This window comes from Nocardia abscessus, assembly GCF_015477775.1.
Classification (GTDB): domain Bacteria; phylum Actinomycetota; class Actinomycetes; order Mycobacteriales; family Mycobacteriaceae; genus Nocardia; species Nocardia abscessus_A.
Map to the genome: position 1 here is coordinate 126,114 of NZ_JADLQO010000018.1, position 26,026 is coordinate 152,139.

Sequence of the window (26,026 nt, forward strand, 5' to 3'; positions counted from 1 at the left end):
GCTGATCGCAATCATTCTTCGAACATCTTGCAGCGCTTAGTGTCCCGGATACCCCTCTGTCCGGACCGGGTCCGATGTGGACCGCAGTGGACTGCGATGCCCACCTCGGTCCGCGACACCGAACCTACTTCTGATTCGGAGCGACGTGCAGCCAACTCCTTGGTCGGCCAATGACTCTCGACTCGATCGAGTACCGAGCGCGGCGCCGGGACGGCTCGCCGGTTCCCGCCCGTCGCTGTCCACGCTGAACGGCTACTGGGGCTATCTGGGCGCCGTGGCAGGCAGCATCGTCACGCTTGTCCTGCTGTTCCAGCCGTGGCTGAGGGTCGCCGGCGCCGACGGCAAGGCCAGCGCCAATGCGTTCGGCCGGGTCAGCGCGACCACCTCCTACCTGAACGCCTGGTCGGCGACGCAGGCGCCCGCCGCGCGGATCAGCGGCGGCCTGGCGCTGCTCGCCGCGGCCGCGATCGTCGTCACCGTCTGCTCGGTGGCGGCGAATCTGCGGTATCGCACCGAGGTGCTGGCGCGGGCGGCGACGATCTCCACGGTGACCACCGCGGCGCTGGTCGTGCTCACCGTGCTCTACATCAACAGCAAAGCTCCCGAGCTGCGCGCCCCGCTCGCTCGCTCCTCGGACTTGGGTGGACAAGTCGGAATGGTGACGAGCTGGGCCTTCGGCAACGGCAGCCTCATCGTGCCGGGAGTCAGGCAAGTCTCCTACGACACCGCGGGATTGACCTACTGGGCGCTGCTCGCGGGCGCCACTTCACTCGGCTCGGCCATCATCGCGGTCACCCAATGGGTGTACAACCATCCACCCGCGGCCCTCCGCCTGCCGTATCGCATCGCCGGCTCGAAACGCTCCGGCGATCCGGCCCGGCGAGAGTGAACAGGCTGCGCTCACTGCCGCTGCGCCGGTCGGCGGCGGAACAATCGCCGGATGTATTCGCCGACACCGGCGAGCGCCCGCGGTTCCGCTGTGGTTTCGACGGTTTCCTGGGCCGACGTCGCCTGGGCGAATCGCACGTGCAGTTGTTCCCGGACCTGGTCCGGGGTATAGGCACGGCGGCGGCGCTCGGCGCGCACCACCACGACACCGGTGGCGACCACACCGGCCGCACCCGCCAATCCCAACGCCTTCCACCACCTCATACGCATAGGCTACGACCATGACGGGTGCGGGCATCAGTCTCGACCGAGCGGTCGAGGTCACCAGGACGGGCGACATCTGGCTTTTCCGAGGCCATTCGACAGCCGACCGGGTGATCCGGATGACGACGAACAGTCCGGTGAACCATGTCGGGATGTCCGTCGTGATCGAGGATCTGCCCGCGTTGATCTGGCACGCCGAGCTCGGGCGATCCCTGCCCGACATGTGGTCGGGAAACGCGCACCGTGGCGTCCAGTTGCACAACCTGCGCGATGCCGTACTGGTGTGGGCCCACCGCTACGGTCAGCAGGCCTGGTTGCGCCAGTTGGACCCTCCCGCCACCCGGGAGATGGAGGACAGCGTGCTGCGCACCATCGCCCGGCTCGACGGCACCCCGTTCCCCTCCACCGCCGGTCTGGCGGCGCGCTGGCTACGCGGTCGCGCCCGCCTGCCGCGCCGCAAGTCGCGTCGGTCCACTGCCCGCGAGGTGGAGAACGCGTACTGCGCCGAAATCGTCGCCGCGACATACCAAGCGATGGGACTGCTGCCGCAACACCGGAGCCCTGACTGGTACGACCCGGGCCGGTTCTGGAGCGGAGACGGCTTGCGGCTGTCCGGCGACTACGAGCTGACCGGCGAGATAGCCGTCCGAACACCGCCTCCTACGGACTCCTGACCGACGAGTTCCCCGCTGTCGGTTGCCCGTATCCACCGCTGTTCGCGGTCGTGATCCCGAGCCACGGAAGGGGCGATCGTACCGGCACTCGTGAGCTGCCTTCCGGCGCAGGGGATTACCGCTCAGGCGAACGGCCACCGGGACAGGCGGGCCTCCGCACGCGACTCGTACGGCCGCGCGCCGAGTGCGCGCGCCCGGTTCCGCGCGGCGACCACCTCGTCGCGGGCGCCAGGGAGACCGAGGATTCCGCGTGCGGTGCCGCGGTAGAGCCCGGACGGGCCGAGACACACCAGTCCCGGCCATTGCACGATCAACGTCTCCCCCCACCCCCTGGTCAGCGGCTCGAGTTCGGCGGTGAATTCGACCACCCGGTCGCGATACCGCGGCGCGCGCAGGCCGACCACGAGCAGCGCCTCGATCAACAGCGGCACGCGCACGACGACGCGCGGGCCGTGCAGGCTTCCCGGCAGGGCGATGATCGACTCGATCGATGACATCGCCCGGTCGTGGTCATCGATCTCCGCCGCGGCCATCGCGACCACGAGCGCGAAGTCCTCGTCGAAGTCCTCCGCCATGCGGTCGGCTTCGCCCAGTACCTCGCCGAGGCGTCCGCGATGCCACAGCTCGATCGAACTGCTCGTCAGCACCGACGCCTCGGCGAGCAGCCGAGCCCGGTCGTCGACCGCGCCCAGATCGTCGGCGAAGCGCGTCATCAGCGCCCGTGACTGCTGGTAGTCGCCACGCAGCACGGCGAGCATCACCTGCCACCACAGCTGGGTGGCCGCGAGATCGGTGCCTGCGTCGGAGGCGAGCCCGGCGAACTCGGCCGACAGCCGGCGAACCAGCCGCATATCGCCCGCCTCCAGGGCACAGACCCGGCGCAAGTGGACCGCCGTCGCCCGCGCCGTGCGGTCGTGGCCCGCCAGTTCCTCGAGTTCCTCGGCGATCTTGCGCCGGTCGGCGACGGTGGCCGGTTCCCAGGTGCACACGAATTCGGCCAGCAGTACCTGCGGCCATGATCGGCTGCCCGGTGCGCTGCGCGCCCGCGCCTCGGCCAGGGCGTCGAGATCGCCCGCGATGCCGTGGATCGCGCGGTCGGCGGCCTCGATCGCTTCCACGTCGGCGACCAGATCGGCGTCGAGATCGAGGCGATGGGCCAGTGCCTGTGCGCGTAACGCCGACGAACCGGCCTGCACCACACCGTATCCGGAGAAGTAACCGGCCACACCCCGCGGCGCCGCCAGCAGCGCGGTGCGCGCCAGTCCGGACCAGTCGCGGCGTTCACCGCATCGCCGACCGGCTCGGTCGAAACACGCGGCGGCCGCGTCGTAGTGGCCGAGCCGGTTGTGCGCCTGTCCCGCGAGCAGATCGAACTCGATCGACAGCTCCGCATCATCCGGATCCGCGTGCCGGATTCCGCGCGCGGCAAGGTCGGCGCACTCGGTGGCCGCGTCCCGCCGCAGAGCGTCCCGCGCCGCCGCGAGACAGGCGCGCGCCGCAGCGGAATCCAGCGCGTCGAGTGCGGCGGCGCTGCGATGCAGTGCCTGCGCGGTCAGGGCGCCGGGTCGCAGCTCGGCCAGCGCGTCCGCGATCCGCCTGTGCAACAGCGCCGTCCGTACCCCACCGATCGTGGCGAGCACGGCGGCGCGCACGAGTTCGTGCCCGAAGGCGGCGACGCCGTCCTGGACCGAGACGACCCGCGCGGCGACGAGTTCACCGATCCGATCGTCGAACCCCGCAGCGCCGTCGGCGGCGGCGAGCAGTCCGATCGAAGCGTGCGGGCCGATGACGGCCAGCACCTCGGCGAGCGCGCGGGCCGACGGCGAAACGACGCCCAGCTTCGCCGCCGTGATCTCGGCCGCCGCGCCTCCGACGTCCAGCGGTCGGCCCGCCCGGACGAGATCGCACAGTTGTGCCGCGACGAACGGACTGCCCCCGCTCAACTCGACGATCTGAGCGCGCACCTCGGGATCGACCGACCCCGGACCAGCGCGTACCAGCTCGTCCACGGCCGCGTCGGACAGCGGCGGCAGCTCCACCGCGACATGGGTTCCCGCGGACTGCAGCGACCGCACCGCGGCGCCCACCTCGTCCGGAAGCGGCTCGGGCCGGACGGTGAGCATCAGCAGGACGGGGTGGGCGCGCAGCACCCGCACGGCCGCCGCGATCATCCGTACCGAATCGGGATCGGCCCACTGCACGTCATCGATGATCGCGACCACCCGGCCGGTTTCGCGCGCCACGTCCGCGAACAGCGCGGCGAGCGCGCGCGGCGTCGGGAGGTCGGGGAGGACGCGCCCGGCCAGGGCCGCCTGATCCAGCCACGGCGTCAGCGTCGCCAGGGCAGAGGCGCTCACGCCACTGATGCCCGCGGTGAAGAAGGCCACGTCGCCGTGGCGTCGCACGGCGTCCTCGACCACGGCCGTCTTGCCGATTCCAGGGGCGCCGCGCACCGTCACGACGGTCAGCCCCTGCTGCGAGCGGGCGCGGGCGCGGTCGAGGACAGCGGCGACGTCGGCACGTCCGACGAGGGCCGACCGCCCCGTCGACGGCGTCGCCGGATTGCGGATCTCGTTCTCGATCCGAACCGTGTCGGGTGCGGGATCGAGCCCGAGATCTTCGCGCAGCGAACGCCGCAACCGGACGAGAACGTCCAGCGCCTCCGCGATCCGCCCGCTGTCGCGCAGCGCCAGCGCCAGCAGCCTGGCCGTGCCCTCCCGATGCGGATGCCGTGAACGTTCGTCGGCGAGGACTGTGACCGCGTGCCGTGCGCGGCCCAGCACGATCAGTCCTTCGGCGCACAATTCGACGAGTTCGGATCGCAACTCGTCCAGACGCGCCCGTTCCGGCGCGAGTTCGGCGACGTCGTCGACGTCGGACAACGCGTCGCCGCGCCACAGGCGCAGAGCGCGTTCCAGCAGATCGACGGTCCGGGCCACGTCCCCGTCGGCGTGGGCCGCGCGGGCATCCCTGGACAGTACGTCGAGCAGGTCGAGATCGGTGCCCGATCCGCCGCACCGCAGCACGTAGCCGTTCGGACCCGTCTCGATCCGGAAGTCGGGAACGGGCCGCAGCGCCCGGCGCAGCCGCGACACGTAGCCCTGCAGGGTGACCAGGGCGCTGTCGGGCGGGTTTCCTCGCCACAGCAGTTCGCACAGGTAGTGCGCGCTGCGGGTGGTGCGCTCGGCGGCGAGGATGACCAGGAGGTCGGCGTGTTTGCGCGCCGGGATGGTGAGGCGGGCGCCGTCCGGACCGCGCACCTCGAGCGGTCCGAGCACCGCGATGGCCGGCGGGTGGTCGCCGGACCCGCCGCGCACCAGCGTCACACCAGCGCCCTGGTCGAGTCTCGGCTCATGACACACACCCCAGCACTCCTGCCAACCCCGACCACCGGCGAAGATCGGACCGTCGTCGGCGGCCCCTCTCGCGAGACTGTACTGCGGATGTGCGGTGCGGCGCTGACCATCGGCGGCGTCCTGTGCATCGCGGGCGGCACCCTGCATCCGATCGTCGCGGGAAAGGGCCATTCGGTGGAGGCGCTCACCGCCTCTGGCACACCGATCGCGCAGATCCTGCTCGGCATCGGCACCGTCCTGCTGATCCTCGGCCTGCCCGGCATGTACGCGTGGCTGCGGCCGAAGCTCGGCGTGGCCGGATTCGTCGGCACGGTCTGCTATCTGGTCGGCAACATCGTCACCGGGACGGGGCATCTCACCGTGGAAGTGTTCGTCGCCCACCCGTTCGCGTCCGATCCCGCCACCGCGCACCTGATCGCCGACAACGACAACATGATCGACACGACCGCGTTCGCGCTGCTCAACACGATCGGCGGCTCGGTCATGCTCACCGGAATGGGCCTGCTGGGCGCGAGCATGCTGCGCAACAACACGGTTGCGCGCTGGATCGCGGTGCTCACACTGCTCGGCATGGTGGGCTTCTTCCTCCCGATTCCCGCCACTCAGGGGCTGTCGGGATTCATCTACGAAGCGCCACGCGGCATCGCCGTCGCCGCGATCGGTGTCCTGATGCTGCGCCGACCGAGCGGCTTGCGTCGCTGGGCGAAGCGCCTGACCTCGTCGGATGACGAGCGGACCGAGTGATCGGGCCGATTCTGGTCGAGAAGCCTGCCCGAGAGGGAAGAAAATTGCTCCCGCCGGTCCGGAGCGTTCTGGTGCGAACGATCAGACCGGCGGGAGACTTGGTGTTCCCGACTGCCGCCGAGCGGAACGGGAAATGTCAGGCGGCGGTGACGGTCAGCACGTAGCTTGCGGCCGCGCCGTCCGCGGAAGAGACGACGACCTGGTAGTCGTTGCCGTCGGCGACGAGATCGGCATGCGGAACCTCGGCGGCGACCTGCGGCCCGATCAGCGGGGCCACCGAGACGCGGGCGTTGCCGTTCGCGGAGGTGACGTCGAAGCTCAGGCGCTGGCCCGGCGCGGTGGCGATGGAGTAGCTGTCGGACTTGCCCTGGCCCACATTGCCGCTGGCCTCGGTGCTGTTCTGACCGGGGTTGATCTGCAGGCGATACACAGTGCCCGGCACCGACGGAATGCCGGGCGCGGCCTGTGCGGTCGCGACGCCTCCGGCCGCGAAGGCGACGACGGCGAGCACCGCGGGCACGGTACGCCACGACGAACGAAACACTCGAGATGCGATCATGGTCACCATCTTTCCTCACGCGGTGGTCGAGTTCACAGGCGACTCCGCGGAATCGGTGGCCGGTCGCCCAGGCCACCGCGTCGGGATGCCGCCGCCCCTGGACACGTGCAGGTGTTTGTTGTCGGCCATTCCCCAGAACTGCCGGTCACAGATATCCGACAATGGGAAAGCCCGGCGTTCGTCGCGGGCCAGTGGCCGATAGGAGAACCCGATGACCCAGCTCGAGTCCCCCTCCACCGCAACCCACTCCCCCACACCCGAACATCCCACGGCGACCAGCGTGTTCGTCAACGGGCACTTTCCACGACGGCGCCGACTGGTCCTGCTGCTCGGCGTGCTCGGCGGATTCGCGCTCACCGTGGTGTGGTCGGCGTCGTTCGTGGACAGCGCGATCGGCGGCACGGTGGCCGACGGGCTGCTCGGGCACGATGCGGAGGAAACCGCGATCACCGGCATCGGCGCAGGCGTCGTCTTCGCGCTCGTCTCCGGTCTGGCCGGCACCTTCACCGCGTGCAATATCGCCGTGTTCGGTGCGGTGGCTCCGCTGGCGGGCAGCGCGGGCGACTGGCGCAGCCGGATGCGGACGGTGCTGCGGCCGCTGCTGTGGATGGCGGCCGGAATGGTCGCGGTATCCGCTGCTTACGGCGTTGTCGTCGGCATCTTCGGCACCGATATGCCGCAATTCTCCACCGCGCCCAGCCAACCCGGCCTGCTACCGGCGCGCCTCGTCCAATCCATGGTGGTGTTCGGCGTGATCGGGCTGATCATGATCTACCTCGGCCTCGCCGTCCTCGGCCTGGTGCGCGACCCGTTCGCCCGCATCGCCGCCCGCTTCCCCAACGCACCCCTGGTCTTCTTCGGCGGACTGATCGGCGCCTTCCTGATCGGACGCCCGTTCCCGTTGTTCCGCAAGCTGTTTCGCGATGTCGCCGAAGAGGGCAATCCCCTCTACGCCGCTGGCGCCTTCGTCTTGCAGTCCCTCGGCAACATCCTGATCCTCGCCGCCCTGCTGATTCTCACCGTCCTCGTCGGTGGCCGCCTGCAACGCTGGTTGCAAGCCGACCCGCGCCGGGTGAGCGTCCTCAGCGCCACCGCGCTGCTCATCGTCGGCGTCTTCACCTTCCTCTACTGGGACGTACGCCTGCCGGCCATGCGAGACATCATTCCGTGGTACCCGGTAGCTCCTTGGGTATAGGCCCTTCGCCAGGTCCGGCGGAACTCCACGCGAACGTTCCGGCACGCCAACGGGCCGGGCGGTCGATGCCGCCCGGCCCGTGTTCGATCGGTGTCAGCGACCGCTGTGGCTGTGCTGGCCGCCCCGCGCCTTCGCCTCCGTGGGCTGGGCTTGCGCGCCCTTGCGCCCGGCCGCGCTCGGGTCGGCGGAGTGGCTCGCGCCGAAGCTTCCTGTGCTGGCCCGGCCGCCGCGGCGCGCCTGTTCCTCGGTGTCCGAACGGTTACCGAACTGACCGGGATTGTTCTTGTCTGCCATCACTTGCTCCTTTCGGTAGCGGATGAAACCGACTGTGGCTCTGTGCGCCACGTCTTCGTGCTACCCGCCGCATGGGTGGGGAATCAGCTCGCAAGCTTCTTCACACGATCGCAAAGGTTCGTCTCCCGGTTCCGCGCTGCGCGGTCCATGGCCGGCTGTGCAGCGATCCGACGGCAGGCCGCGCGTTGTGGCGCATCTCGATCGTCGTACCACCACCCCGTTTCAACTCAATCGGTATTCGCCCGAAGCGAGGACGCGCCGGACTTCGGCGGCGGTCTCGACGGCGTCGAGCCGTCCGGTATCGATCGCGTGATCCTCGAGGTCGGCCAGATGCGCGAATGCGGCGTACAAACCGGTGATCGCCTCGACATCCTTCAGTTCGCGCTCGGCGCGCTGCCTCGCGCGTGACAGCGTGGTGTCCAGGTCGGGCCTGAGGACCACATAGGACAGCGTCAGGCCGTCGCGTTCCGCGGCCGCGCGGAACGGCGGCAGGAACCACGGTCCGACGATCCCGTCGACCACGACGTCGTAGCCGCCACGCGCGAACGTCGTGACGGTCGCGACGATCGCGTCGATGACCACTTCGTTCTGCCGGTGCGCTTCGGACAGGAACGGCAGGACGAATCCGCTGCGGATCGAGCGATAGAACAGGTCGGTCGTCAGGTGAACCGCCGGGGAACTCGCCTCGGAAGCGAGCAGTTCGGCCACAGTCGTCTTACCCGCCCCGGGCGGGCCGGTCAGGATGATCACTTCACCGGTCACATTCTTGGAAGGTAGTCGCGTGACCTGGTGAGAAACAGTCTTGTCTTTTCAGCTGGGCTCGGCCGCCCACGGGAAGTCCGCGGCCGCGATCAGGCCGGAAGGCGCCCGGCACGGTGGCTCAGCAGGGCGGCGTGTCGAGTTTGTCGAGCCGCTCGCCGCATGATCAAGGACCGGCAATGGACCCGGCCCGGCAACAGCTGGCTGCCCGGCACCGACACCCCGGCCTCTCGCGAACCCTGACGGGGCCGGTTCGGCACGACGCGAGGCAACCGGCGAAAACGAGTAGTCCGCTACTCACGATCGCGCGACCGGGAACGACGAGCATTCAGGAGTGCGGGAACCCCGCGTGGACAGCATGTGCGCGTACGGGAGGCGGCCGGACTCGAGGCTCGCGGCAGCGACGAACGGCCGGACCCGTGCGCGTCACCAACTGTCGGCAGCCTCGGAAAGGAAACGCGAGAGAGATGAAGAAGTACGAAGTTCGACCCGGCGACACCCTCTTCGAGATCGCGCAGCGGGAGTACGGAGACGGCAGCTTGTTCCCGGCGATCGCGCGCCAGAACCATCTCGCCGATCCGGATTCGATCGAAATCGGACAACAGCTCCTGATCCCGTACATCACGCGCCGTCACCTGGTCACCACGACCGATTCCACCGCGGCGCGCAAGCAGATCACGCACCGCCACTACGGGACCGAGGATGTCGACATCCAGCTGATCTGGGAGGTCGTCAACGGCGTGGCACAACACGAGATCCAGCGAGGTGCGTGGCTGCACATGCCGGAACTCGCCGATGTCGGACACCACACGGTGATCGAAGGCGAGACGTTCGGCCTGCTCGCCGCCCGGTGGTACGGCGACGACCATCTCGCGCTGATCATCGCCCTGGCCAACCACCTGCCCTTGCAAACGGAACCGGATCCCGGCCAGGTGCTCATCGCGCCCGGCCTGAACCGCCGCCGCAGCGTGGCGGGCGATACGCTCCGATCGATGTGCGAGGACGAGTACGGGCCCGCGGATCTGGACACCAGGGTAGGGGTCGTCGCAGCGGCGAATCACCTCGAGCAGCCCGACTCGCTCTTCTCTCGCCAGGTGATCCACTTCCCGTCCTGACCCCCATCGGGAGTGGCTAAATGGTCGCGCGGTCTCGGCGGTGTTCGGTCCGGCGGCGCAACAGCCAGGTCGACAAGCCGGTGAGCGCGAGCGCGAGCGGAGTCAGGCCGAAGGCCAGCCACACCAGTCGCCACCATCCGTTCACCATCCAGCCGAAGTGCGCGGGCTCGAAGACCTTGGCGTAGAAGGTGTTCGCCAGCGGTCTGCCGTGACTCGCGTCGACCACCTTGATGTCGGAGCCGTCGTGGGCGTTCACGTACACCAAGACGTCACCGCTGTAGAACAGGCGGTGCTCGCGGGGTGAATAGGCGCCTGCGACGGAGGCTCGGTAATAGGGGGCGGCATCCGTGGGCAACAGAAGATAAGCGAGCCTGCCGGAAGCGGCCCGGTGCGCGATCGCGCCGGCCTCGCCGATGGTTATCGGCGGTCGGTCAGCGCCGGTCGAACGCGGCACGAAATACTTCTCGGTGCGTTCGAGGGTCGTGTTGCCCCCGGTCGCGACGAGCCAAGCCCGCGCGACGGCCGGCCACTCCATGGTGATTCCGGTGATCCCCCACATCAACAGGAACGGCACGGCGAGAACGCCGAGGACGCTGTGCAGGTCGCGGTCGCGAGCGAATCGACCCTTCCGCAACCGCACCCGGAACCCGTTGCGCAGCCGTTTGAGCGACGGCCACCAGATGATCGCGCCGGACACCGCGAGCGATATCAGCAGCAGGCCGAGCGAGCAGAGAATCGACGCCGCCCACGTGATGCCGATGAGCGGAGCCTGGTTCTCCAGGATCGGCAGCGCACCGGAGTAGCGCAGACAGCCGAATGCGCAGTCGTGCAGGTTGACCAGCCAGCCGAGTACGCCGTCGGTCAGATTCACCCGCTCGCTGATCCGTCCGGTGCCCGGATCGACGGAGTACGCGGCGGTGAACGTCGTGTTCCCGACCACGATCACGCCGCCGTCCCTGCCGATCCAGCCTGCGTCGAAACCGGGATCGGCCGCGCGTACCAGCGCGACGGCGCGCTCGGTGTCGACCACCGGCGGCGCGTCCGTGTGCCGATAGAACGAGGAGTGCTGGGCTCGGAACAGTTCGGCGTGGTACAGCAGGATCGCGCCGGATGTCGACTGGACGACGAGGACCGTGCCGAGAATCAACGCCGTCCAGCGGTGTATCGAGATCAGCGCGCGCCGCACCGGTTTTCGAGAACGCTTCCGCGCTCGAACGATCCGCTTGCCAGGCTCGTGCACCACCGCGGTCGCGTTCATAAGGTTAGGCTAACTTGAACAAGCGCCTTTCCCTGGAGTGGGCAGAGCGAGCTCGGACGGTCGACGACAGCGAAACTCCCCGGCCCAGCCCCGATCGGACGGACGGACACGCACGCCCCGCTCCACCGGTCCCGGCCGGGCACGGGCGTACTTCCGCGCACACGCATGCTCGGCGGAGGGCCTCAGACGCCCTGATCCGCTGCGTGATTCCCTTACCCCGCGGGCACGTCGACGCCGTATCTCCGATACACCGACGACTCCCCCGCCCGGAACGCCTCGGTGTGGGCGACCACCTCGGTCGCGAGCCCGGCGGCCTGTAGCGCTCGCGCTTTGAAGGCCCGCCCGGCCAGGCTGACCCGATGCTGGACCGCCCCGACCCGATGGTCGAGTTCGGCGGGAAGACCCTCTCCCCACATCGTCACCTCGGTGAGCCCGCGATCGAGGCAGTCGAGTACACCGTCGCGAACTCGACTGTCGCACAAGTACATCTCGGATGCGACGGCGATCGCGTGCGGCCACGTCTCGCGCACCGGCGCGGCCATGAACTGCTCGAGGTCGAGCACCGTCGCGCCGAGGATGCGCAGCGGGCGGGTATCCGGGTGACCGGCCACCAGCACCGTGACCTCCCATCCCGCGACGGTTCGATCGAACAACCACCCGCCCGCGTAGCGCACGACGTCGGCTACGTCGGGTGCGGCCACCGCCAAGCGGTACCGATGTGGGCACCGGCGAGCCTGAGCTCGCCAGCGAGCGACGGAGCGCAGTCCTGGAGCGCCTCGGTCAACGGAATCGACGGATCGTACAGCCATGGTTCCCATCCCGCTATCACCAACGAAGGTATCGATAGGTCCGGCCGCGGACACCAACTCCGATGGGTACCAGCCATCGTGCCGGCCATAGCGGATCAGCGAGTCGGGCGGCCCGTGGGCGGCCGCATGCCGAACCAGCGAAGGATCCGGAGAGCGGGACGGCGGGTAAGGGTGGATCGCCGGACCCCTCGCCGGAAGGTTCTGCCGCACACACACTAAGGCGGGCGGCGAGCCTGCGAGAGCGCTTCGAGCGAGCCATATTGTGACCTATATCACTAGCTCAGCAACTTGCTGGTCAAATCACTCGACCCGCCTACCGACTGGGCTTCCCGCGACGGCGCTACCGCCCGTTCCCCGGCCACGGCAGACAGAGACGGGTAGCGGCGCACGAATCGGACCGCCCGGCGCACGCGCCGCACTACCCGGCACGCTTCCCGATAACCTCACTACAACAGCATTTTCCGGCACATTCGATTCGACCCGCACTTACTCGCGCTCGCGGAACTCACCGCGGACGACATGCTTGACGATACTGCGCACATCGTTCAAACTGTTCTCTACCGGACAATGTTGTCCGGAATCTCACCAGGGCTGAACCGTGCCTGTCGGCAATATTGCGGCAATCGCTATCGAGCGATTGCCGCGCAACGATTCCACCTGCGACCGAGGGGGGCGGCACGGGCAAGTCGGCGTCTCGGCGACGATCATCAGGAGACGCATGCTCACCTCCACCAGTCGTGCCGATCCGGACGACCCGCTCACCGCGACGGCGTTCGATCTCCGCGCGGGCGCCGCCGTTCTCGCCGAGTTCGGTGCTCCCCCGGCCGACCCGTTCAGCATCCGGCACCGCCTGGCGGACCTGATGCCACTGGGCACACCGATCCGCCCGCTGCCCGCGCACCTGCGCCACCTCGGCGTCCTGCTGCGCTGCTGCATCGACCACATGGCGATCACCGCCGAGATCGCGCAGATCCATGATCTGATCGGGCTCGCCGACGAGCTCGTCGAACTGGTCGACATCATCAGTGACTCCGCCGCTCATACCACCGAAGGCATTGTCGCCGTAAATGATTCGATACAGCGACAGACCCACGCCGCAGCGGTGAGATCGCGCACCCGCGGCGCCGAGGCCACGGTACACCGGTTGCTCGCGCGCTGGTCGGCCGAAGCCGGAATAGACTTCGCGCAACGGGAATTCGCCAATGGGCTGCTGAACGTGATCCGTTCCTTCGAGCGCGTCGCCGACGCGCTGGCGACCATCGACCGCTCGCCCTGAACGCGGCCGCCGCGCCCTCAGCCGCGCAGAGCGCGATCCAGCAAGGCCCACGCCTGCCGGGCAGTCTCCTTTTTCGACTGCGCGTCGGTCTTGGACAGGACGGCCGCCAGCATCGCCAGCGCCATGACGACGTCCGCGGTGGTGATGTCCGCACTGATCGTGCCGCGCTGACTCGGATCCTCGAGCTTCTCCGCGATCAGGGTGATCAGCCGTCGCGCCACCTCGAACAGGCGCATGTCGTCGGTGTTGGTCGGATGGATCATCGCGATGAATGCCGCCGAGGTGGTGATCTGGTCGACCATGATGGCCAGCAGATCGTCGACGGTGACCGCGGGGTCGGCCGCCACCGCCTCGATGCCCTCGATGTTCTCCTCGAACACCGCGAGCGCGATGCTCTCCCGCGTCGGGAAATGCCGATAGAGCACACCCTGCCCCACCCCGGCGGCCCGCGCGATGGAGCTGAACGGCGCGTCGAAGCCGCTGTCCGCGAAGACCTCCCGCGCCGCCTGGATCAGGGCTGCCCGATTGCCGGCCGCCGCCTTCGGCCCCCTGTTCACACGGCGTGGCGAGGTCATTCGGGCAAGGTTACCGGACCCCGATGTACCGGCCGCAGCACGCCGAACGCCCAGCACGGGAGCGTGCGCCCGCCCGTTGTGGCGGCTCGGTATTGACGCGGCGTGGTGATCTCCCGCACACTACCCTGGGGTAACCGGACAACACAGTCCGGCAGGGCGTGGGCCAGATCGTCCCAGCTCGGCGGGTAGGGACGCCGGTCTGCCGTGCCGGATCAGGCGCTCGTTCGACGCCGTGCCCCACCGGGCCGTCCGGATGACAACGCTGCCGTCACCACGGCAGCCGCACCGCAAGCGCTCGGAACCGACTACCAGCCGTCCGAGATCGCAGGGACTGTATCCGAGCAATGGGAAAGGCGCCCTCGCCCGCCGAGGGCCGGTACGTCCATGACTTCGTTCATCACCCGCTGGGTCCGGCGCTCCTTCGCGATCGTCAGCGCCGCGGCGGTTCTCCTGCCGGTCGGCATCGTCGCCGCACAACCGGATTCCGAGCCTTCCGGCCGGGTTCGAGAGATCGGCGCCATCGCCGGGACCGCGGCCGCGCGTGCCGTCTGCAATCCCGGTTCGGCCCCCGAAACGGGATTGCAGGGAGACGTTCCCGCGGCCGACCGCGACAGCGGCCGCAGCACTCAGGGCTACAGCTGCAACGTCACCCGGCTCGGCACCTACGGCGGCCGCGGCGGCGGCATCAACTCGGTGACCTTCGACCACTGCGCCTATATCGGCACCTTCTTCCCGGGCAACCTGCTCGGGCCGGAGGAAGGTGTCCAGGTGCTCGACGTCGCCGATCCCACCGGCCCCGTCCGCACCGCCACGCTCACCGAACCGGCCATGCTGGCGGGCACCTGGGAGAGCCTGAAGGTCAACCAGGCGCGAAAGCTGCTCGTCGGCACCGGCGTTCCCGCGTTGGTCGGTGTGGGCCTGCTGTCGGTCTACGACATCACCGACTGCGCGCACCCACGCCTGCTCAATCCCGGGCCGGGAACCGACCTGGCGATGCCGTTGCCGATCACTGCCCATGAGGGCGGGTTCTCCCCCGATGGCAACACCTACTGGAGTTCCGGCGTCGCGCCGGGCCTGATCAGCGCCGTCGACCTCACCGACCCGGCCGCTCCCCGCGTGATCTGGCAGAGCCTGCCCGGTATGTCCATGCACGGCTTCGGGTTCAGCCTCGACGGCAACCTCATGTACCTGGCCGACAACATGGGCGGGCTGATGATCCTCGACGTCGCCGCGGTGCAACGCCGCGACCCGGACCCGCAGGTGCGCGAACTCTCGCACCTCACCTGGACCGACGGGTGGGCCAGCCAGCACAACATCCCGGTCACCTATCACGGCAAGCCGTACGTGTTCGCCACCGACGAGGCCGGATCCGGTGGCGTGAAGATCATCGACGTCTCCGAGCCCGCGAATCCGCGCATCGCCGAGACCATCAAGCTCGAGATCAACCTGCCCGAAAACCAGGACACCGCCATGGCTTCCGCCGCGGGCGGTTCCCTGTTCGCCTACGACGCGCACTACTGCGCCGCCGACCGGCCGGCCGATCCCACGGCGCTGGCGTGCAGCTGGACCTCCTCCGGCATCCGCGTCTTCGACGTCCGGGACCCGTCCGGCGTCCGCGAGATCGCCTACTACAACCCGCCCGCGCGCACGGGGCACAACACCGAGCTCGCGAATTCGCCGCACGCCCTCGCGTCGATCATCGGCCCGCCGGTGCTGGCCGGTCCCGCGGTGGTGCAGGCGGTGCTGCAGGGCGGATTCGATGTCTCGCAGGCCACGAGCGAACGCACCGGCATGCTCGCCTTCGGTGACCTCTCCACGGACTGGTGCTTCTCGCCGCCGGAGTGGCGCGGCAACCAGGTGTGGACCACCTGCGCCGACAACGGCTTCCTCGCGCTGGAGGTGGACCGCGACGTCTACACCCCGCCCGCCGACCAGCGCTCGACCACGGGATCATGACCCGCGGCGCGTGGTCCAAGGCCGCCGCGCTCGCCGCCCTGGCCGTGCTGCTGCTGGTGGCGGTAGCGGCGCTGCGACCACTGGTGGTCGGCGCGGACGGCACCGCCGCACCTCTGCTCGACGACACCGAGATCGGTTTCGTGCGAGACATGGTCGCCCACCACAACCAGGCCCTGCTCATGGTGCAGCGCCTGGACACCGGGGTCGACCCGGCGGTACGCGCGCTGGCCCAGCAGATCGCCGACAGCCAGCGCACCGAGATCGGCATGATGCTCGGCTGGCTGCGGATGGCCCGGATCGCGGTGACCAATCCGCACCCCATGGCGTGGATGGACACCGGCACGCCCGGCGCCCATCACGGCCAGGATCCGGCCGGTGCGGACCCCACCGCACACGCGACGATGCCCGGCATGGCGAGCCAGGCCGACCTCGACGCGCTCGCCGCGGCCCGCGGCGACGAGGCGGCGAGCCGGTTTCTGCGCTTGATGCAGCGCCACCACTACGGCGGCATACAGATGGCGCAGGCGGCGGACCGGCGATTGAACGGCGGCGTTGTCGAGCAGACCGCCCGCGACATGATCAGCACACAAGGGCAGGAAGTCGGCGTCATCGGCTTACTGCTGGTCCGAGGGACCGCACTGCGCTGAGATGTATTCGAGGTCGTCCAGCGCCGCTTCGGCCTTACCCTGCGCACCGTCGTCGAGTACTTACTCCTGCGTCGAAACCGCCTGCTGTTCAGCGAGTTCGGCGAGGCGGTCGAGGGATGCCGACAGTTTGTCCGCCGTGGTGGCGCGGGCGCGGACCTGACGCTTCTCGTCGGTGAGCGTCGTCCAGTCGTAGGTGTGGGTCACTCGGGTGCGGCCCTCGCCCGCCGGCTCCAGCTCCCAGCGCCAGAGGTGGCCGGGCGGCTCTTTGCCGGGTTCGGACGGGCGCCATGCGATACGGCTGCCCTCGGCGAACTCCACCACGTGGTTGTCGCGTACGGCGCCGTTGGTCAGGGTGGTGCTGAAGACCGCACCGGCTTCGCGCACCCGCTGCCCCGTCGCGGCCTCGGCCAAGTTGTCGTTGCCGTCCCACCGCGGCTGCTCGGCGGGATCGGCGATGAGTTCGAAGATCTCCGCCGGACCCGCGCTGATCTCGCGGCTGGCGCTGACGATACGGGGAACCTCGTTCTGGTCGGTCACGTGCCGATCGAAGCATCGGGCGTACAGCTGAGCAAGCCTTCTGCTCGAGCTTCGAGGTAATTCCGGCGCCGATGCGGGCGCGTGCCCGGCGGCGGGTCGCCGCCGTCATCACGGCGGAGGCGGTGCGGTATGACTGACTCGACATCCGACCGACGAAGGGATGCGCTCATGGGCGAGCGAGTTGCGATAGTGTCCGGCGCCGCACGAGGGATCGGTGCGGCGATCGCCGGGCGATTGGCCGCGGACGGGCTTCGGGTCGGCGTGCTCGACCTCGACGCGGCTGCCTGCGCGGGCACCGTCGGCGCGATCACCGAGGCGGGCGGGCAAGCCGTCGCACTCGGCGCCGACGTATCGGACGAGGAGTCGGTGGCCGCCGCCGTCCGGCAACTGGAGGACGAACTGGGCGCGCCGACCGTCGTGGTGAACAACGCGGGCATCCTGCGGGACAACCTGCTGTTCAAGATGACCGTCGAGGACTGGGATGCGGTGCTGAACGTGCACCTGCGCGGAGCGTTCCTGCTCACCCGCGCGGTGCAGAAGTACATGGTCGAACAGAAGTGGGGACGGGTGGTCAACCTGTCGAGCACCTCGGCGCTCGGCAACCGTGGTCAAGCCAACTACTCGGCGGCCAAGGCGGGCATGCAAGGATTCACCAAGACCTTGGCGTTCGAACTGGGCAAGTTCGGTGTCACGGCCAACGCCATCGCCCCCGGTTTCATCGTCACCGACATGACCGCCGCCACCGCCGACCGCGTCGGCGTCTCGTTCGAGGACTTCCAGAAAGCGGCCGCGGCGCAGATTCCGGTGCAGCGGGTCGGCACTCCCGAGGACATCGCGCATACCGCCTCGTTCCTGGTGAGCGAGGGCGCGGGTTTCGTCTCCGGCCAGGTGATCTACGTGGCGGGCGGTCCGACCGACTGACGCCGCCGCCCCGCCCGGCGTGTGGCGGCGGGCGGGGGCGGTAACGTCGCAGCACATGAACCGGCGTGCGGCTCGTCGTACCGTGACGAGCTATGTTCTTCTGCTGCCGAGCCTGATCGGTGTCGGAGTGTTCCTTGTGCTGCCGATCCTGGTGGTGACATGGCTCAGTCTGCACAGCTGGAACCTGTTGGGACCCATGCGATTCGTGGGGCTGAGCAACTGGCGCTCGGTACTGGGTGACGCCGCGTTCGGCCATGCCCTGCTGGTGACGCTGGCATTGACCGCGATCGTGGTCCCCGTGCAGACCGTGCTGGGTTTCACGGTCGCGGCTCTGCTGGCGCGGCGGCGCGGTGCGACGGGTCTGCGGGTGCTGTACGCGCTGCCGTGGATGTGCGCGCCGGTGGCGGTGGGCGTGGTGTGGCAGTGGATGTTCGCGCCGACCGGGGGCGCCGTCAACGCCGTGCTCGGCCGGCGCGTCGAATGGCTGTCGGATCCGGCGCTGGCGCTGCCGTCGGTGGCCGCGGTGAGCGTGTGGGCGAACTTCGGGTACGTGGCACTGTTCTTCGTGGCCGGGATCCGCGCGATACCGAGTGAGATCCTCGACGCGGGAGCGCTGGACGGGGCCACCGGCTGGCGCCGGATCCGCTGGCTGATCCTGCCGCTGCTGCGCCCGACGATGTTCTTCGTGCTCGTCACGGGTGTGCTCACCGCGTTCCAGACCTTCGACACCGTGTACGCGCTGACCAAGGGCGGACCGGGCGATCGCACGGACGTGGTCGCGATGCGGATCTTCTCCGAGGCGTTCGACGCGGCTCGGCCCGGGCGCGCCGCCGTCATGGCACTCGTGGTGTTCGCGGTGATGCTGGCGATCACCGTGGCACAGCACCGCTACTTCCGGGATCGGACCACCTATGAGCTCTGAACGTCTCCGTTCCACGGCGGCTTACGCGGTGGTCTCGGCCGGTGCGCTACTGACCGTCGCGCCGCTGCTGCTCAGCGCGGTCACCGCGGTGAAGACGCCCGACCAGTTCGCGGCCGGATCGCCACTGGCCCTGCCGCATCCGGCCACCACGGACAACTTCCGGACCGTCCTGGACTACGGGTTCGGGCGGGCGGTGCTGGTGACCGCGCTGATGACGGTCTTCGTCACCGGCGGCCAGCTGGTCACCTCCGTGGCGGCGGCGTACGCGTTCGCCCGCACCGAGTTCCCGGGCCGCGATGCGCTGTTCTGGGTGTATCTGGCCACCATGATGGTGCCGCCCATGGTGACGTTGATCCCGCTGTATCTGATGTTCGCGCAACTGGAGCTGCTCAACACCTTCTGGGCGCTGGTACTGCCGTTCGTGTTCGGCTCGCCCTACGCGGTCTTCCTGCTGCGCCAGTATTTTCGCGCGATTCCGCAGGAGCTGATCGGTGCGGCGCGGCTCGACGGCGCGAATACCCTCGACATCATCGTGCACGTGATGGTGCCGATGAGCAGGCCGGTGCTGGCGACGCTGACGCTCATCACGATCGTCTCGCAGTGGAACAACTTCATGTGGCCGCTGGTCGCGAGCAGCGGCCGCTCGTGGCAGGTGCTGACCGTGGCGACGGCGAATCTGCAGACCCGGTACAACGCGCAGTGGACCCTGGTGATGGCGGCCACGACGCTGGCCATCGCGCCTTTGGTGGTGCTGTTCGTGGTCTTTCAGCGGCAGGTGCTGCGCTCGATCGCGTGGACGGGAGTCAAATGAGGACCTCGACCCGCGTGCTACTCGCCCTCGCGCTCGCCGCCGCGCTGCTGGTGGGCGCCGTCTTGTGGCTGGGCCGCGGCGGTGAAGGGACCGGCCGCACCGTGGTGGGATTGCGGATCTGGGACGAGAGTTTCGTTCCCCGCTATCGAGCCTCGCTCGCGGAGTTCGAACGGGCGAATCCCGACCTCGAAGTGCGGATCACGGTGGTGCCGTGGTCGACCTATCAGCAGAAGCTGCGCTTGGACGTGGCGGGCGGCACCGCCGACGACCTGTTCTGGACCAACCTGTACGAGGACTACGCCGATGCCGGGCGGTTGCTCGACATCGGGGCGGCGCTCGGTCCCGACGCCGCGCGGTCCTGGGACCCGTCGGCGGTCGCGCAGTACACCCGTGACGGAACACTCTGGGCGGTACCGCAATTCGTCGACGCGGGCACAGCGGTGTACTACAACCGGGAATTGCTCGCTGCCGCACAGGTGGATCCCGCCGAGCTGGCCGCGCTGCGGTGGAGTCCGCACGGTGACGACGGCTTACGTCCGCTGCTGCGCAGGCTGGCGGCGGTCGGCGCGTGGGCGTACAACGCGGGCCACGACTTCCAGTCCATCGAGCTGCCGTATCTGGGTTCGGCGGGCGCGCGATTCCAGGACGACCACGACCGCTTCGTGTTCGACAGCCCGCAAGGCATCGCGGCGTTCGATTATCTGGTGCGGTTGATCGCCGAGGGGCTCACGCCCTCGCCCGCGGACACCAACACCAATCCCGACTTCGCGAAGAATGCCTTCCTGCAAGGCAAACTCGCGCTGTTCCAGTCGGGAACGTTCAACCTCGCGCAGATCTCCGAGCAGGCCCGCTTCCCGTGGGGCGTAGCGCTGCTGCCCGAAGGCCCGGACGGACGGGTGAGCACGAACAACGCGATCGGCGTCGCCGCGAACGCCGACACCCGGCATCCGGACGCGGTGCGCCGGGTCCTGGCCTGGCTCGGCAGCGGCGCGGGCAATCGCTACCTGGCCGAGGACGGCGCCGCCATTCCGGCCGTCGTCGCCGAACAGCAGCGCTATCGCGACTATTGGGGCGGGAAGGGAGTAGACGTCGCGCCCTTCTTCGACGTGCTGCGCGGCCCGCGCATCTCCTCCGGCGGCGGGCCGGGCTTCCCGGCCGCGCTCCGCGCCGTCGATCCGATCTTCGCCGAGATGTATCTGCGCCGGATTCCGGTGCCGGAAGCGCTGTCCCGCGCGCGCTCCACGGCCGAGTCGGCCGCCGCCCAGAACTGAGCGAGGATGCTGCGCGACGATCAGTGTGACCAGTCCACCCCCACTGCCGCTGGGCGGTGAACAGCACGGATGTCGAATGGCGATATCCCAGGTGCAGACGCCGTTGGATCTGCGTGCGCACCTCGTCGACGAGGTCGACGTCGCGCCGTGGCGTGCCCGGGCCGACGACGAAGGCCAGTTCCACATCGAGCCTGCTCCCGACTTTGGAAGCGCGCCCGCGATTCCCCACACCAGGGGACAGCACGACGAAGCACACCGAGGCCCGCAGCGAGAACAGAAGCGCGCGCACGGCCGGACTACGTCTCGGCGCCGCGACCGCGATCCGCGGTGCGCGCCAACCCTTTCCGGTCGTAGAAGATCGTCACCGCCGCACCGAAGCACAGGCCGATGACGAGTCCGAGCAACGCCATCCAGATACCGCGTTCCAAACCCGCCGCGCCCCTGGCTTCGAAATAGAGAATGGCGCGGATGCCGAGAAAGACCTGGTGCATCGGCTCGAAGATGGACAGCCAGGCGAAGTACGTGGGTGTCGCTTCGATCGGCACCGTTCCGCCTGCCGAGGGCAGCCCCAGGACGATGAACAGGATCAGGTTCACCAGCATGCCCACGGCTCCGAACGCGGCCAGTATCGACAGCGCCGTGACGCCGACGGCGAGAATGGCGAACGCGCTGTAGAGGAACAACAGCAGGGCCCGGTCGATGGGCATGTCCAAGACCGTCGCGACCGCCAGGAACAGGGCGGACACGATCGGTGCGACGACGGCGAGAACGCCCCACTTGAGCAACAGTGTCCGTACCCGGGAGATCGGGGTGGGCGGGTAGTGCACGTACCACGGCCCGTATTCGGTGGGTGTGAAGCCGAGGGAGGCGTCCACCATGGTGTGGATGATCATGGCGCCGGTGAATCCGGCCAGCAGGATCAGCAGCGTGTAGAAGAAGGCCGACAGCCCGCCGCCGGTGCCTTCGGGCAGCGGCCGGTACGGCGCGATCACCACGTCGATGGGATCGGCCAGCAGCAACTGACTGGCGCCGGACAGCGGCGGCGGGGCCGTTCCGGAGGACCGGAGCTGGGCGTCGACGGTGTCGGTGAGCTGCTTGCCGACGGTGGCGTCGACCTTCTCCAGCGCCTGTTCGGCGATCCGGAGCGTGATCTGCGTGGCATAGGTCCCGGTGCGCGGGTTGGTTTCGACGGTGATCACCGGTCGGTCGACCTTCCCGGAAACCACACTCGCTGCGCCGAGGATGGCGAGCCGCTTCGTGAAATCGCTCGGGATGACGATCGCTCCGTAGATCTTGCCGTCACGCAACAGGCGCTGCGCTTCGGTGACACCGAGAACGCGCAGGTCGACTTTGTCGGCCGGGACGTTCGCGGTGAGCGCTTCGGTGATCTGATTGCCGACGTTGGCCGGCTGCCCGCCCAACGTGTCACCGACATCCTGATTCACGACGGCCAGCGGCAGGTCGTGCAGATTCTTCTCCGGGTTGACGACGTACCCCAGGTACATCACCGACAGCAAGGCCATGAGCAGGGTGACGACCACGACGGGTCTGGTCCAGGTACGAACACGCGTGGGCTTCCCTGCCATGGGACCGGCTCCTCTCGGTGACTGCTCGGCGGTGGCGCGGACGTGTTCGGCGAACTCTTAGTTATCTTCGCCGGTGCGCGGCCGTCAAGGGCGGGATCGCGGTTGGCGAGTGTCGCTGTGCGACGCGGCCGATGGCGGATCGACACCGACCGGGTCAGGCGCCGACCGCTTCGGCCAGCCTGGGAAGCTGCCGCAGCGGGTTGATCCGTTCGATTTCCATCCGCTGTTCGGCGTCGAATACCTCATCGAGCCCGGGCGCCGGATCGTGCGTGCCGGTCTGCGGGAGAGTGAGCGCGCTGAACGGCCAGTCGGAACCGAAGACGACGTGCTCGCGCGTGCTGACGGCGAGCACGCTGGCCATAGCCGCGGCCGAACCGCTCAGCGCGGTGTCGTAGTAGAAGTTCGCGATCTGGCGTTGCATGTCGAGTATCGACGGCCGGGGCAGATCGGCGGGCCAGAGTTCGCCGAGCACCGTCTGCGAGGCCACGCTGACGCGGTGGGACACGAAGGGCAGGGTGCCGCCCGCATGCGCCAGCTGGAAGCGGATGTTCGGGTAGCGCTGCGTCAAGCCGGTGGCCATCATGAAGGTCGCCGCCCGAGTGGTGTCGAAGGTGAATTCCTCCAGGAAGTCCGGCAGCGGCAGCTGCGGTTTGGCGTCGGCGGGGATGGCGGCCGGGTGCACGAATACGTAGGCGTTGCGCTGATTCAGCGCGATCATCAGTGGCTCGAAACGCGGATCGCCGAGGTAGACCCCGTCGTAGGCGGACAGCAGGACCACACCGTCGAGGTGCAGCTCGTCCAGCGCGTAGGCGGCCTCCGCGATGGAAGCGGGAATATCGGGCATCGGCAGCACCGCGAAGGCGCCGAATCGGTCGGCGTGCGTCTTGAACAGCCCCGCGGCATAGGTGTTGCAGTAGCGGGCCATGTCCTCGGCTTCCTTGCCGTGCAGGAACGACACGCCGGGGTCGGAGACCGACAGTGCCTGCGCCTGGATCCCGTAGTAGTCCATGAACGCCAGCGCCTGTTCCGGCGACCAGTCCGGCGTCGGGTATCCCCCGATGGTGACGTGACCATGGTCGAGTAGCGCCGCGCGGTAGTCCGGCGGGAGGAAATGCGCGTGCAGGTCGATCCGGTAGGCGCCCGAGGGCGCAGGCTGCCGGGTGCGCGCCGGGGTCGCCCGAGCGACCGCCGCCGTCGCTGCGACGCCGAGCGTTCCTGCGACGACGCCGCCCAGGGCACGACGCCTGCTCATCTTCCTGCGGGATCGGAAATCGGTCATCAAAGTCCTCACGCTGCCACGAATGTCGATGAAATCATCAGTCACGATGAAACCGTCGTCAAGAGCAAATGACGAAATAGTCAGAGCCGTGGCTGTGGCCATCCAGCTACCGCTAGGCAGCACAAGGCAGCGCCCGCGCGGCCCGTCGATCACGACCTGAGTACGCGGAGAAAAGCGGCCGCGGTTCAGTTGTCGTACGACGCGACACCGACCGGGCCGACACCGATGCAGAGATCGAGACCTGTTGTCCGGGAAGCGATTCGAAGTGCCGAACCGCTGCCGACGACGCGAACGAACACGGTGTTCGGCCCTTTGCGGACCGGCGCAGACACGGTCTCGCCCTGTTCCATGGCGACGCTTATCCGGCCATCGCGACTGGCGAGGTAGTTGAGCTGCGCCGTCCACTTGTTCGCGATCATCGGGCCATCGAGGGGCAGTCGGGCCTGCGCGCTGCCGTGGATCCGGTGTCCACAGCCGGGCTCCGGTCCCGGGAGGATGATCCGGTTCCACCAGACCGCCGCCTCGACGATCGCCCCCTCGTCGGTGATCATGCGCAGGTGGGGTGTCGAGTCCGCGAACGTGCCGGGAGCGGCCACGGGCGCCAGCGCGTTTCTGGTGAGGTTCTGCGGATACGCCAACGGATTCAACACATTCCACGGCACCTCCTGCTCGAGCAGGGGCGCGCCGTCCCACGCGCGCAGTGCCGATTTCACGTTCGTGACATAGGTTTCGGTGGGACCGACCCGCCACGATTGCACGAACGTCCGCGTGGACCACAGACTGCTCACCAGGAACGCCACCGTCACCGCGACCGTCACAGGTCGGCCGGGAAGCGCCGCGAGCATCGGGCCGCGCGACGGCCGGGGGTGAGCACGCAGCATCAGTGCACCCGCGGCGGCCACCACCACGGCCATGTCGGCGAAGTAGCGCAGCGACTGCATGAGCTCGCCCGCGGTGTTCGGCCCGCCCCGCGCCAGTGCCACGGCCAGCTGCGCGATCAGGACGTAGGCCGCGGCCGTCAGCCAGACCGCTGCGATCCGCTGCCGGGCGCGCATCGACAGCGCCACCACCAGGGCCAGTGCGATCCAGGCCGCCACCACCGCCCATCCCGGCGGGTCCGCCCACGGCGTCGACGGCAGCCACCGCTCCCACACCCAAGGCCCGCCGAACAAGGCGGGCACGATCCCCAGCGAAGCCGCGCCGGGCAGCAGGTCGCGCAGTTCGTCCGCGCTACTCGGCAGGGCGGGATCATCGACGACCACGAGATATCCGATCGACCAGCAGGCCAGCACCGCGCTCGAGCCGATCCACAGCGCCGCGCCCCGCCGCGCCACCACTCGGATCGCGGCCGCGCGGCCGTCGACGTGGCGGACCAGCGCCGTGACGGCGAAGGCGACGAACGGCACGACCGCCGACTTCTCGAAGAACAGCAGCGCCACCACCAGCACCGCTACCCCGGACAGCGCGTGTCGTCGCCGACCGGTCCGGACGAGCAGCACCGCGTCACCGATTACCCAGGCCAGGGCGAACTGTAGCGGCAATGCGTTCAAGGCGGCCGCCCACCAGGCGAACGCCGGAATCGTCAAGGGGCAGAACAGGTAGAAGACCAGTGGGGGCAGCATCGACCAGCGTGGGCCCAGCAGCACCAGCAGCATCCGCACCACGGCCACCGACGCGCCGAGCTGCATGACCAGCAGCACCACCACCGGACCGGCCCAGGACAGCGGGGCCACGGCGGTCACCGCCCACGCCGTGACGAAGGCCAGCGGCATGAAGTGTCCGTCGTGGTCGTACAGCAGCAGGTCCGTGGACCACAGACCGAATCGAGCCGCTCGGCCGACCAGGATGAAATCGTCCCAGTAGAAGTACCCGCTGTCCGCTACCCACCAACGAATCGCCAGCTGCACCACGACCAGGCAGCACGCGATGACGACGACCGGCCGCGCGTTCGCGATCCTCCGGAACCGACCCCGCGCCGACGCCCCGGACCGAGGGGCGCGTGCGGACTCCGGATGGGCGAGCACAGCAGTGTCCATGCCATCCCACCGTAGCGTCGGTCGGGCCGGGAATCCTGCCTTCGCGGCTACCGGCAACTCATGTCCGCTACCGCCAGTACGTCGGGGAACTCGACGGCTGGATCTCCTCCGCGCTGAACGCCACGATGACCGACGAGCCGCCGTAGATGTCGCCGAAGCCGTCCCGAAGCCCGAAATAACATTAGTCCGGCGTTTCGGTGTGCCCGGCGAGAATGCCCGACAGCCGCTTCAGCGCCGCTGGGTCGAGATCGCCCGCGCGATCTTGCACGGTATCCGGATCGTCGTCGGGTGCGG

At 68.9% G+C, this 26,026-nt stretch carries 24 protein-coding genes; 12 read left to right on the forward strand and 12 right to left on the reverse strand.

The features are described 5' to 3' along the window. The first annotated feature begins 145 nt into the window (after positions 1-145). A complete protein-coding gene (locus IU450_RS33270; RefSeq protein ID WP_195153673.1) occupies positions 146-889 on the forward strand; it encodes a hypothetical protein in 744 nt (247 codons plus the stop codon). A gap of 11 nt (positions 890-900) precedes the next feature. Here IU450_RS33270 and IU450_RS33275 read toward each other — a convergent pair whose 3' ends face one another. Beyond that, complete coding sequence (locus IU450_RS33275; protein WP_195153757.1) at positions 901-1,152, reverse strand: hypothetical protein; 252 nt, start codon at positions 1,150-1,152, stop codon at positions 901-903. A gap of 17 nt (positions 1,153-1,169) precedes the next feature. Between IU450_RS33275 and IU450_RS33280 the strand changes: the two genes are divergently transcribed. After that, entirely contained in the window at positions 1,170-1,826 is a 657-nt protein-coding gene (locus tag IU450_RS33280) for a hypothetical protein (protein ID WP_195153674.1), read from the forward strand. A gap of 122 nt (positions 1,827-1,948) precedes the next feature. Here IU450_RS33280 and IU450_RS33285 read toward each other — a convergent pair whose 3' ends face one another. Beyond that, entirely contained in the window at positions 1,949-5,152 is a 3,204-nt protein-coding gene (locus IU450_RS33285; protein WP_195153675.1) for a BTAD domain-containing putative transcriptional regulator, read from the reverse strand. Positions 5,153-5,179: 27 nt separating this feature from the next. Between IU450_RS33285 and IU450_RS33290 the strand changes: the two genes are divergently transcribed. Beyond that, positions 5,180-5,926: a hypothetical protein gene (locus tag IU450_RS33290; RefSeq protein WP_195153676.1), complete on the forward strand. Its 747-nt coding sequence runs from the start codon at positions 5,180-5,182 to the stop codon at positions 5,924-5,926. A 136-nt stretch (positions 5,927-6,062) separates the two neighbouring features. Here IU450_RS33290 and IU450_RS33295 read toward each other — a convergent pair whose 3' ends face one another. Then, positions 6,063-6,485, reverse strand: coding sequence for a hypothetical protein (locus tag IU450_RS33295; RefSeq protein ID WP_195153677.1), 423 nt, complete (start codon positions 6,483-6,485; stop codon positions 6,063-6,065). A 211-nt stretch (positions 6,486-6,696) separates the two neighbouring features. On the opposite strand from IU450_RS33295, the gene IU450_RS33300 reads away from it, so the two are divergent. Then, positions 6,697-7,680, forward strand: a complete 984-nt coding sequence (locus IU450_RS33300; protein ID WP_195153678.1) for a hypothetical protein — start codon at positions 6,697-6,699, stop codon at positions 7,678-7,680. Between the two features lie 93 nt (positions 7,681-7,773). Here IU450_RS33300 and IU450_RS33305 read toward each other — a convergent pair whose 3' ends face one another. Further along, the gene (locus IU450_RS33305; RefSeq protein WP_195153679.1) at positions 7,774-7,974 is read right to left on the reverse strand and encodes a hypothetical protein; all 201 of its coding nucleotides are present in this window, start codon (positions 7,972-7,974) and stop codon (positions 7,774-7,776) included. Between the two features lie 222 nt (positions 7,975-8,196). Further along, positions 8,197-8,736, reverse strand: a complete 540-nt coding sequence (locus IU450_RS33310) for an AAA family ATPase (RefSeq protein ID WP_195153680.1) — start codon at positions 8,734-8,736, stop codon at positions 8,197-8,199. A 464-nt stretch (positions 8,737-9,200) separates the two neighbouring features. Here IU450_RS33310 and IU450_RS33315 point away from each other — a divergent pair, with 464 nt between their 5' ends. Further along, positions 9,201-9,848 (forward strand): LysM peptidoglycan-binding domain-containing protein, encoded by a 648-nt coding sequence (locus tag IU450_RS33315; RefSeq protein WP_195153681.1) that lies wholly within the window; start codon positions 9,201-9,203, stop codon positions 9,846-9,848. Positions 9,849-9,864: 16 nt separating this feature from the next. Here IU450_RS33315 and IU450_RS33320 read toward each other — a convergent pair whose 3' ends face one another. After that, the gene (locus tag IU450_RS33320; RefSeq protein WP_195153682.1) at positions 9,865-11,106 is read right to left on the reverse strand and encodes a PepSY-associated TM helix domain-containing protein; all 1,242 of its coding nucleotides are present in this window, start codon (positions 11,104-11,106) and stop codon (positions 9,865-9,867) included. A 212-nt stretch (positions 11,107-11,318) separates the two neighbouring features. Beyond that, positions 11,319-11,807 carry a hypothetical protein gene (locus IU450_RS33325; protein ID WP_324197920.1) on the reverse strand — a complete coding sequence of 163 codons (489 nt, stop codon included), beginning with the start codon at positions 11,805-11,807 and terminating at the stop codon, positions 11,319-11,321. An 826-nt stretch (positions 11,808-12,633) separates the two neighbouring features. Here IU450_RS33325 and IU450_RS33330 point away from each other — a divergent pair. Beyond that, the gene (locus IU450_RS33330; protein ID WP_195153684.1) at positions 12,634-13,191 is read left to right on the forward strand and encodes a hypothetical protein; all 558 of its coding nucleotides are present in this window, start codon (positions 12,634-12,636) and stop codon (positions 13,189-13,191) included. A gap of 17 nt (positions 13,192-13,208) precedes the next feature. Here the strand turns inward: IU450_RS33330 and IU450_RS33335 are convergent, their stop codons facing one another. After that, positions 13,209-13,766 carry a TetR/AcrR family transcriptional regulator gene (locus IU450_RS33335; RefSeq protein WP_195153685.1) on the reverse strand — a complete coding sequence of 186 codons (558 nt, stop codon included), beginning with the start codon at positions 13,764-13,766 and terminating at the stop codon, positions 13,209-13,211. Between the two features lie 384 nt (positions 13,767-14,150). Here IU450_RS33335 and IU450_RS33340 point away from each other — a divergent pair, with 384 nt between their 5' ends. Next, positions 14,151-15,722, forward strand: coding sequence for an LVIVD repeat-containing protein (locus IU450_RS33340; RefSeq protein WP_195153686.1), 1,572 nt, complete (start codon positions 14,151-14,153; stop codon positions 15,720-15,722). Then, the gene (locus IU450_RS33345) at positions 15,719-16,369 is read left to right on the forward strand and encodes a DUF305 domain-containing protein (protein ID WP_195153687.1); all 651 of its coding nucleotides are present in this window, start codon (positions 15,719-15,721) and stop codon (positions 16,367-16,369) included. Before IU450_RS33340 ends, IU450_RS33345 begins: the two co-directional genes overlap by 4 nt. 60 nt (positions 16,370-16,429) lie before the next feature. Here the strand turns inward: IU450_RS33345 and IU450_RS33350 are convergent, their stop codons facing one another. Further along, complete coding sequence (locus tag IU450_RS33350; RefSeq protein WP_195153688.1) at positions 16,430-16,906, reverse strand: SRPBCC family protein; 477 nt, start codon at positions 16,904-16,906, stop codon at positions 16,430-16,432. A 168-nt stretch (positions 16,907-17,074) separates the two neighbouring features. On the opposite strand from IU450_RS33350, the gene fabG reads away from it, so the two are divergent. Genes fabG through IU450_RS33370 form a run of 4 tightly spaced genes read left to right on the forward strand, consistent with a single transcriptional unit; the run spans position 17,075 to position 20,831 of the window. Beyond that, a complete protein-coding gene (gene fabG / locus IU450_RS33355) occupies positions 17,075-17,827 on the forward strand; it encodes a 3-oxoacyl-ACP reductase FabG (protein WP_195153689.1) in 753 nt (250 codons plus the stop codon). 55 nt (positions 17,828-17,882) lie between these two features. Beyond that, the gene (locus IU450_RS33360; RefSeq protein ID WP_195153690.1) at positions 17,883-18,749 is read left to right on the forward strand and encodes a carbohydrate ABC transporter permease; all 867 of its coding nucleotides are present in this window, start codon (positions 17,883-17,885) and stop codon (positions 18,747-18,749) included. Beyond that, positions 18,739-19,560, forward strand: a complete 822-nt coding sequence (locus IU450_RS33365; protein ID WP_195153691.1) for a carbohydrate ABC transporter permease — start codon at positions 18,739-18,741, stop codon at positions 19,558-19,560. The genes IU450_RS33360 and IU450_RS33365 overlap by 11 nt, the downstream gene beginning before the upstream one ends. Further along, positions 19,557-20,831 carry an ABC transporter substrate-binding protein gene (locus IU450_RS33370; RefSeq protein ID WP_195153692.1) on the forward strand — a complete coding sequence of 425 codons (1,275 nt, stop codon included), beginning with the start codon at positions 19,557-19,559 and terminating at the stop codon, positions 20,829-20,831. Before IU450_RS33365 ends, IU450_RS33370 begins: the two co-directional genes overlap by 4 nt. Positions 20,832-21,127: 296 nt before the next feature. On the opposite strand, the gene IU450_RS33375 is transcribed toward IU450_RS33370, so the two are convergent. The 3 genes from IU450_RS33375 to IU450_RS33385 all read right to left on the reverse strand — a co-directional run bounded on the left by IU450_RS33375 (position 21,128) and on the right by IU450_RS33385 (position 25,732). Continuing rightward, positions 21,128-22,417, reverse strand: coding sequence for a YhgE/Pip domain-containing protein (locus tag IU450_RS33375; RefSeq protein ID WP_195153693.1), 1,290 nt, complete (start codon positions 22,415-22,417; stop codon positions 21,128-21,130). Positions 22,418-22,571: 154 nt separating this feature from the next. Beyond that, on the reverse strand, positions 22,572-23,696 hold the full coding sequence (locus tag IU450_RS33380) for an amidohydrolase family protein (RefSeq protein ID WP_195153694.1): 1,125 nt from the start codon (positions 23,694-23,696) through the stop codon (positions 22,572-22,574). Between the two features lie 185 nt (positions 23,697-23,881). Then, positions 23,882-25,732, reverse strand: coding sequence for a hypothetical protein (locus tag IU450_RS33385; RefSeq protein ID WP_228835473.1), 1,851 nt, complete (start codon positions 25,730-25,732; stop codon positions 23,882-23,884). Between the last annotated feature and the right edge of the window lie 294 nt (positions 25,733-26,026).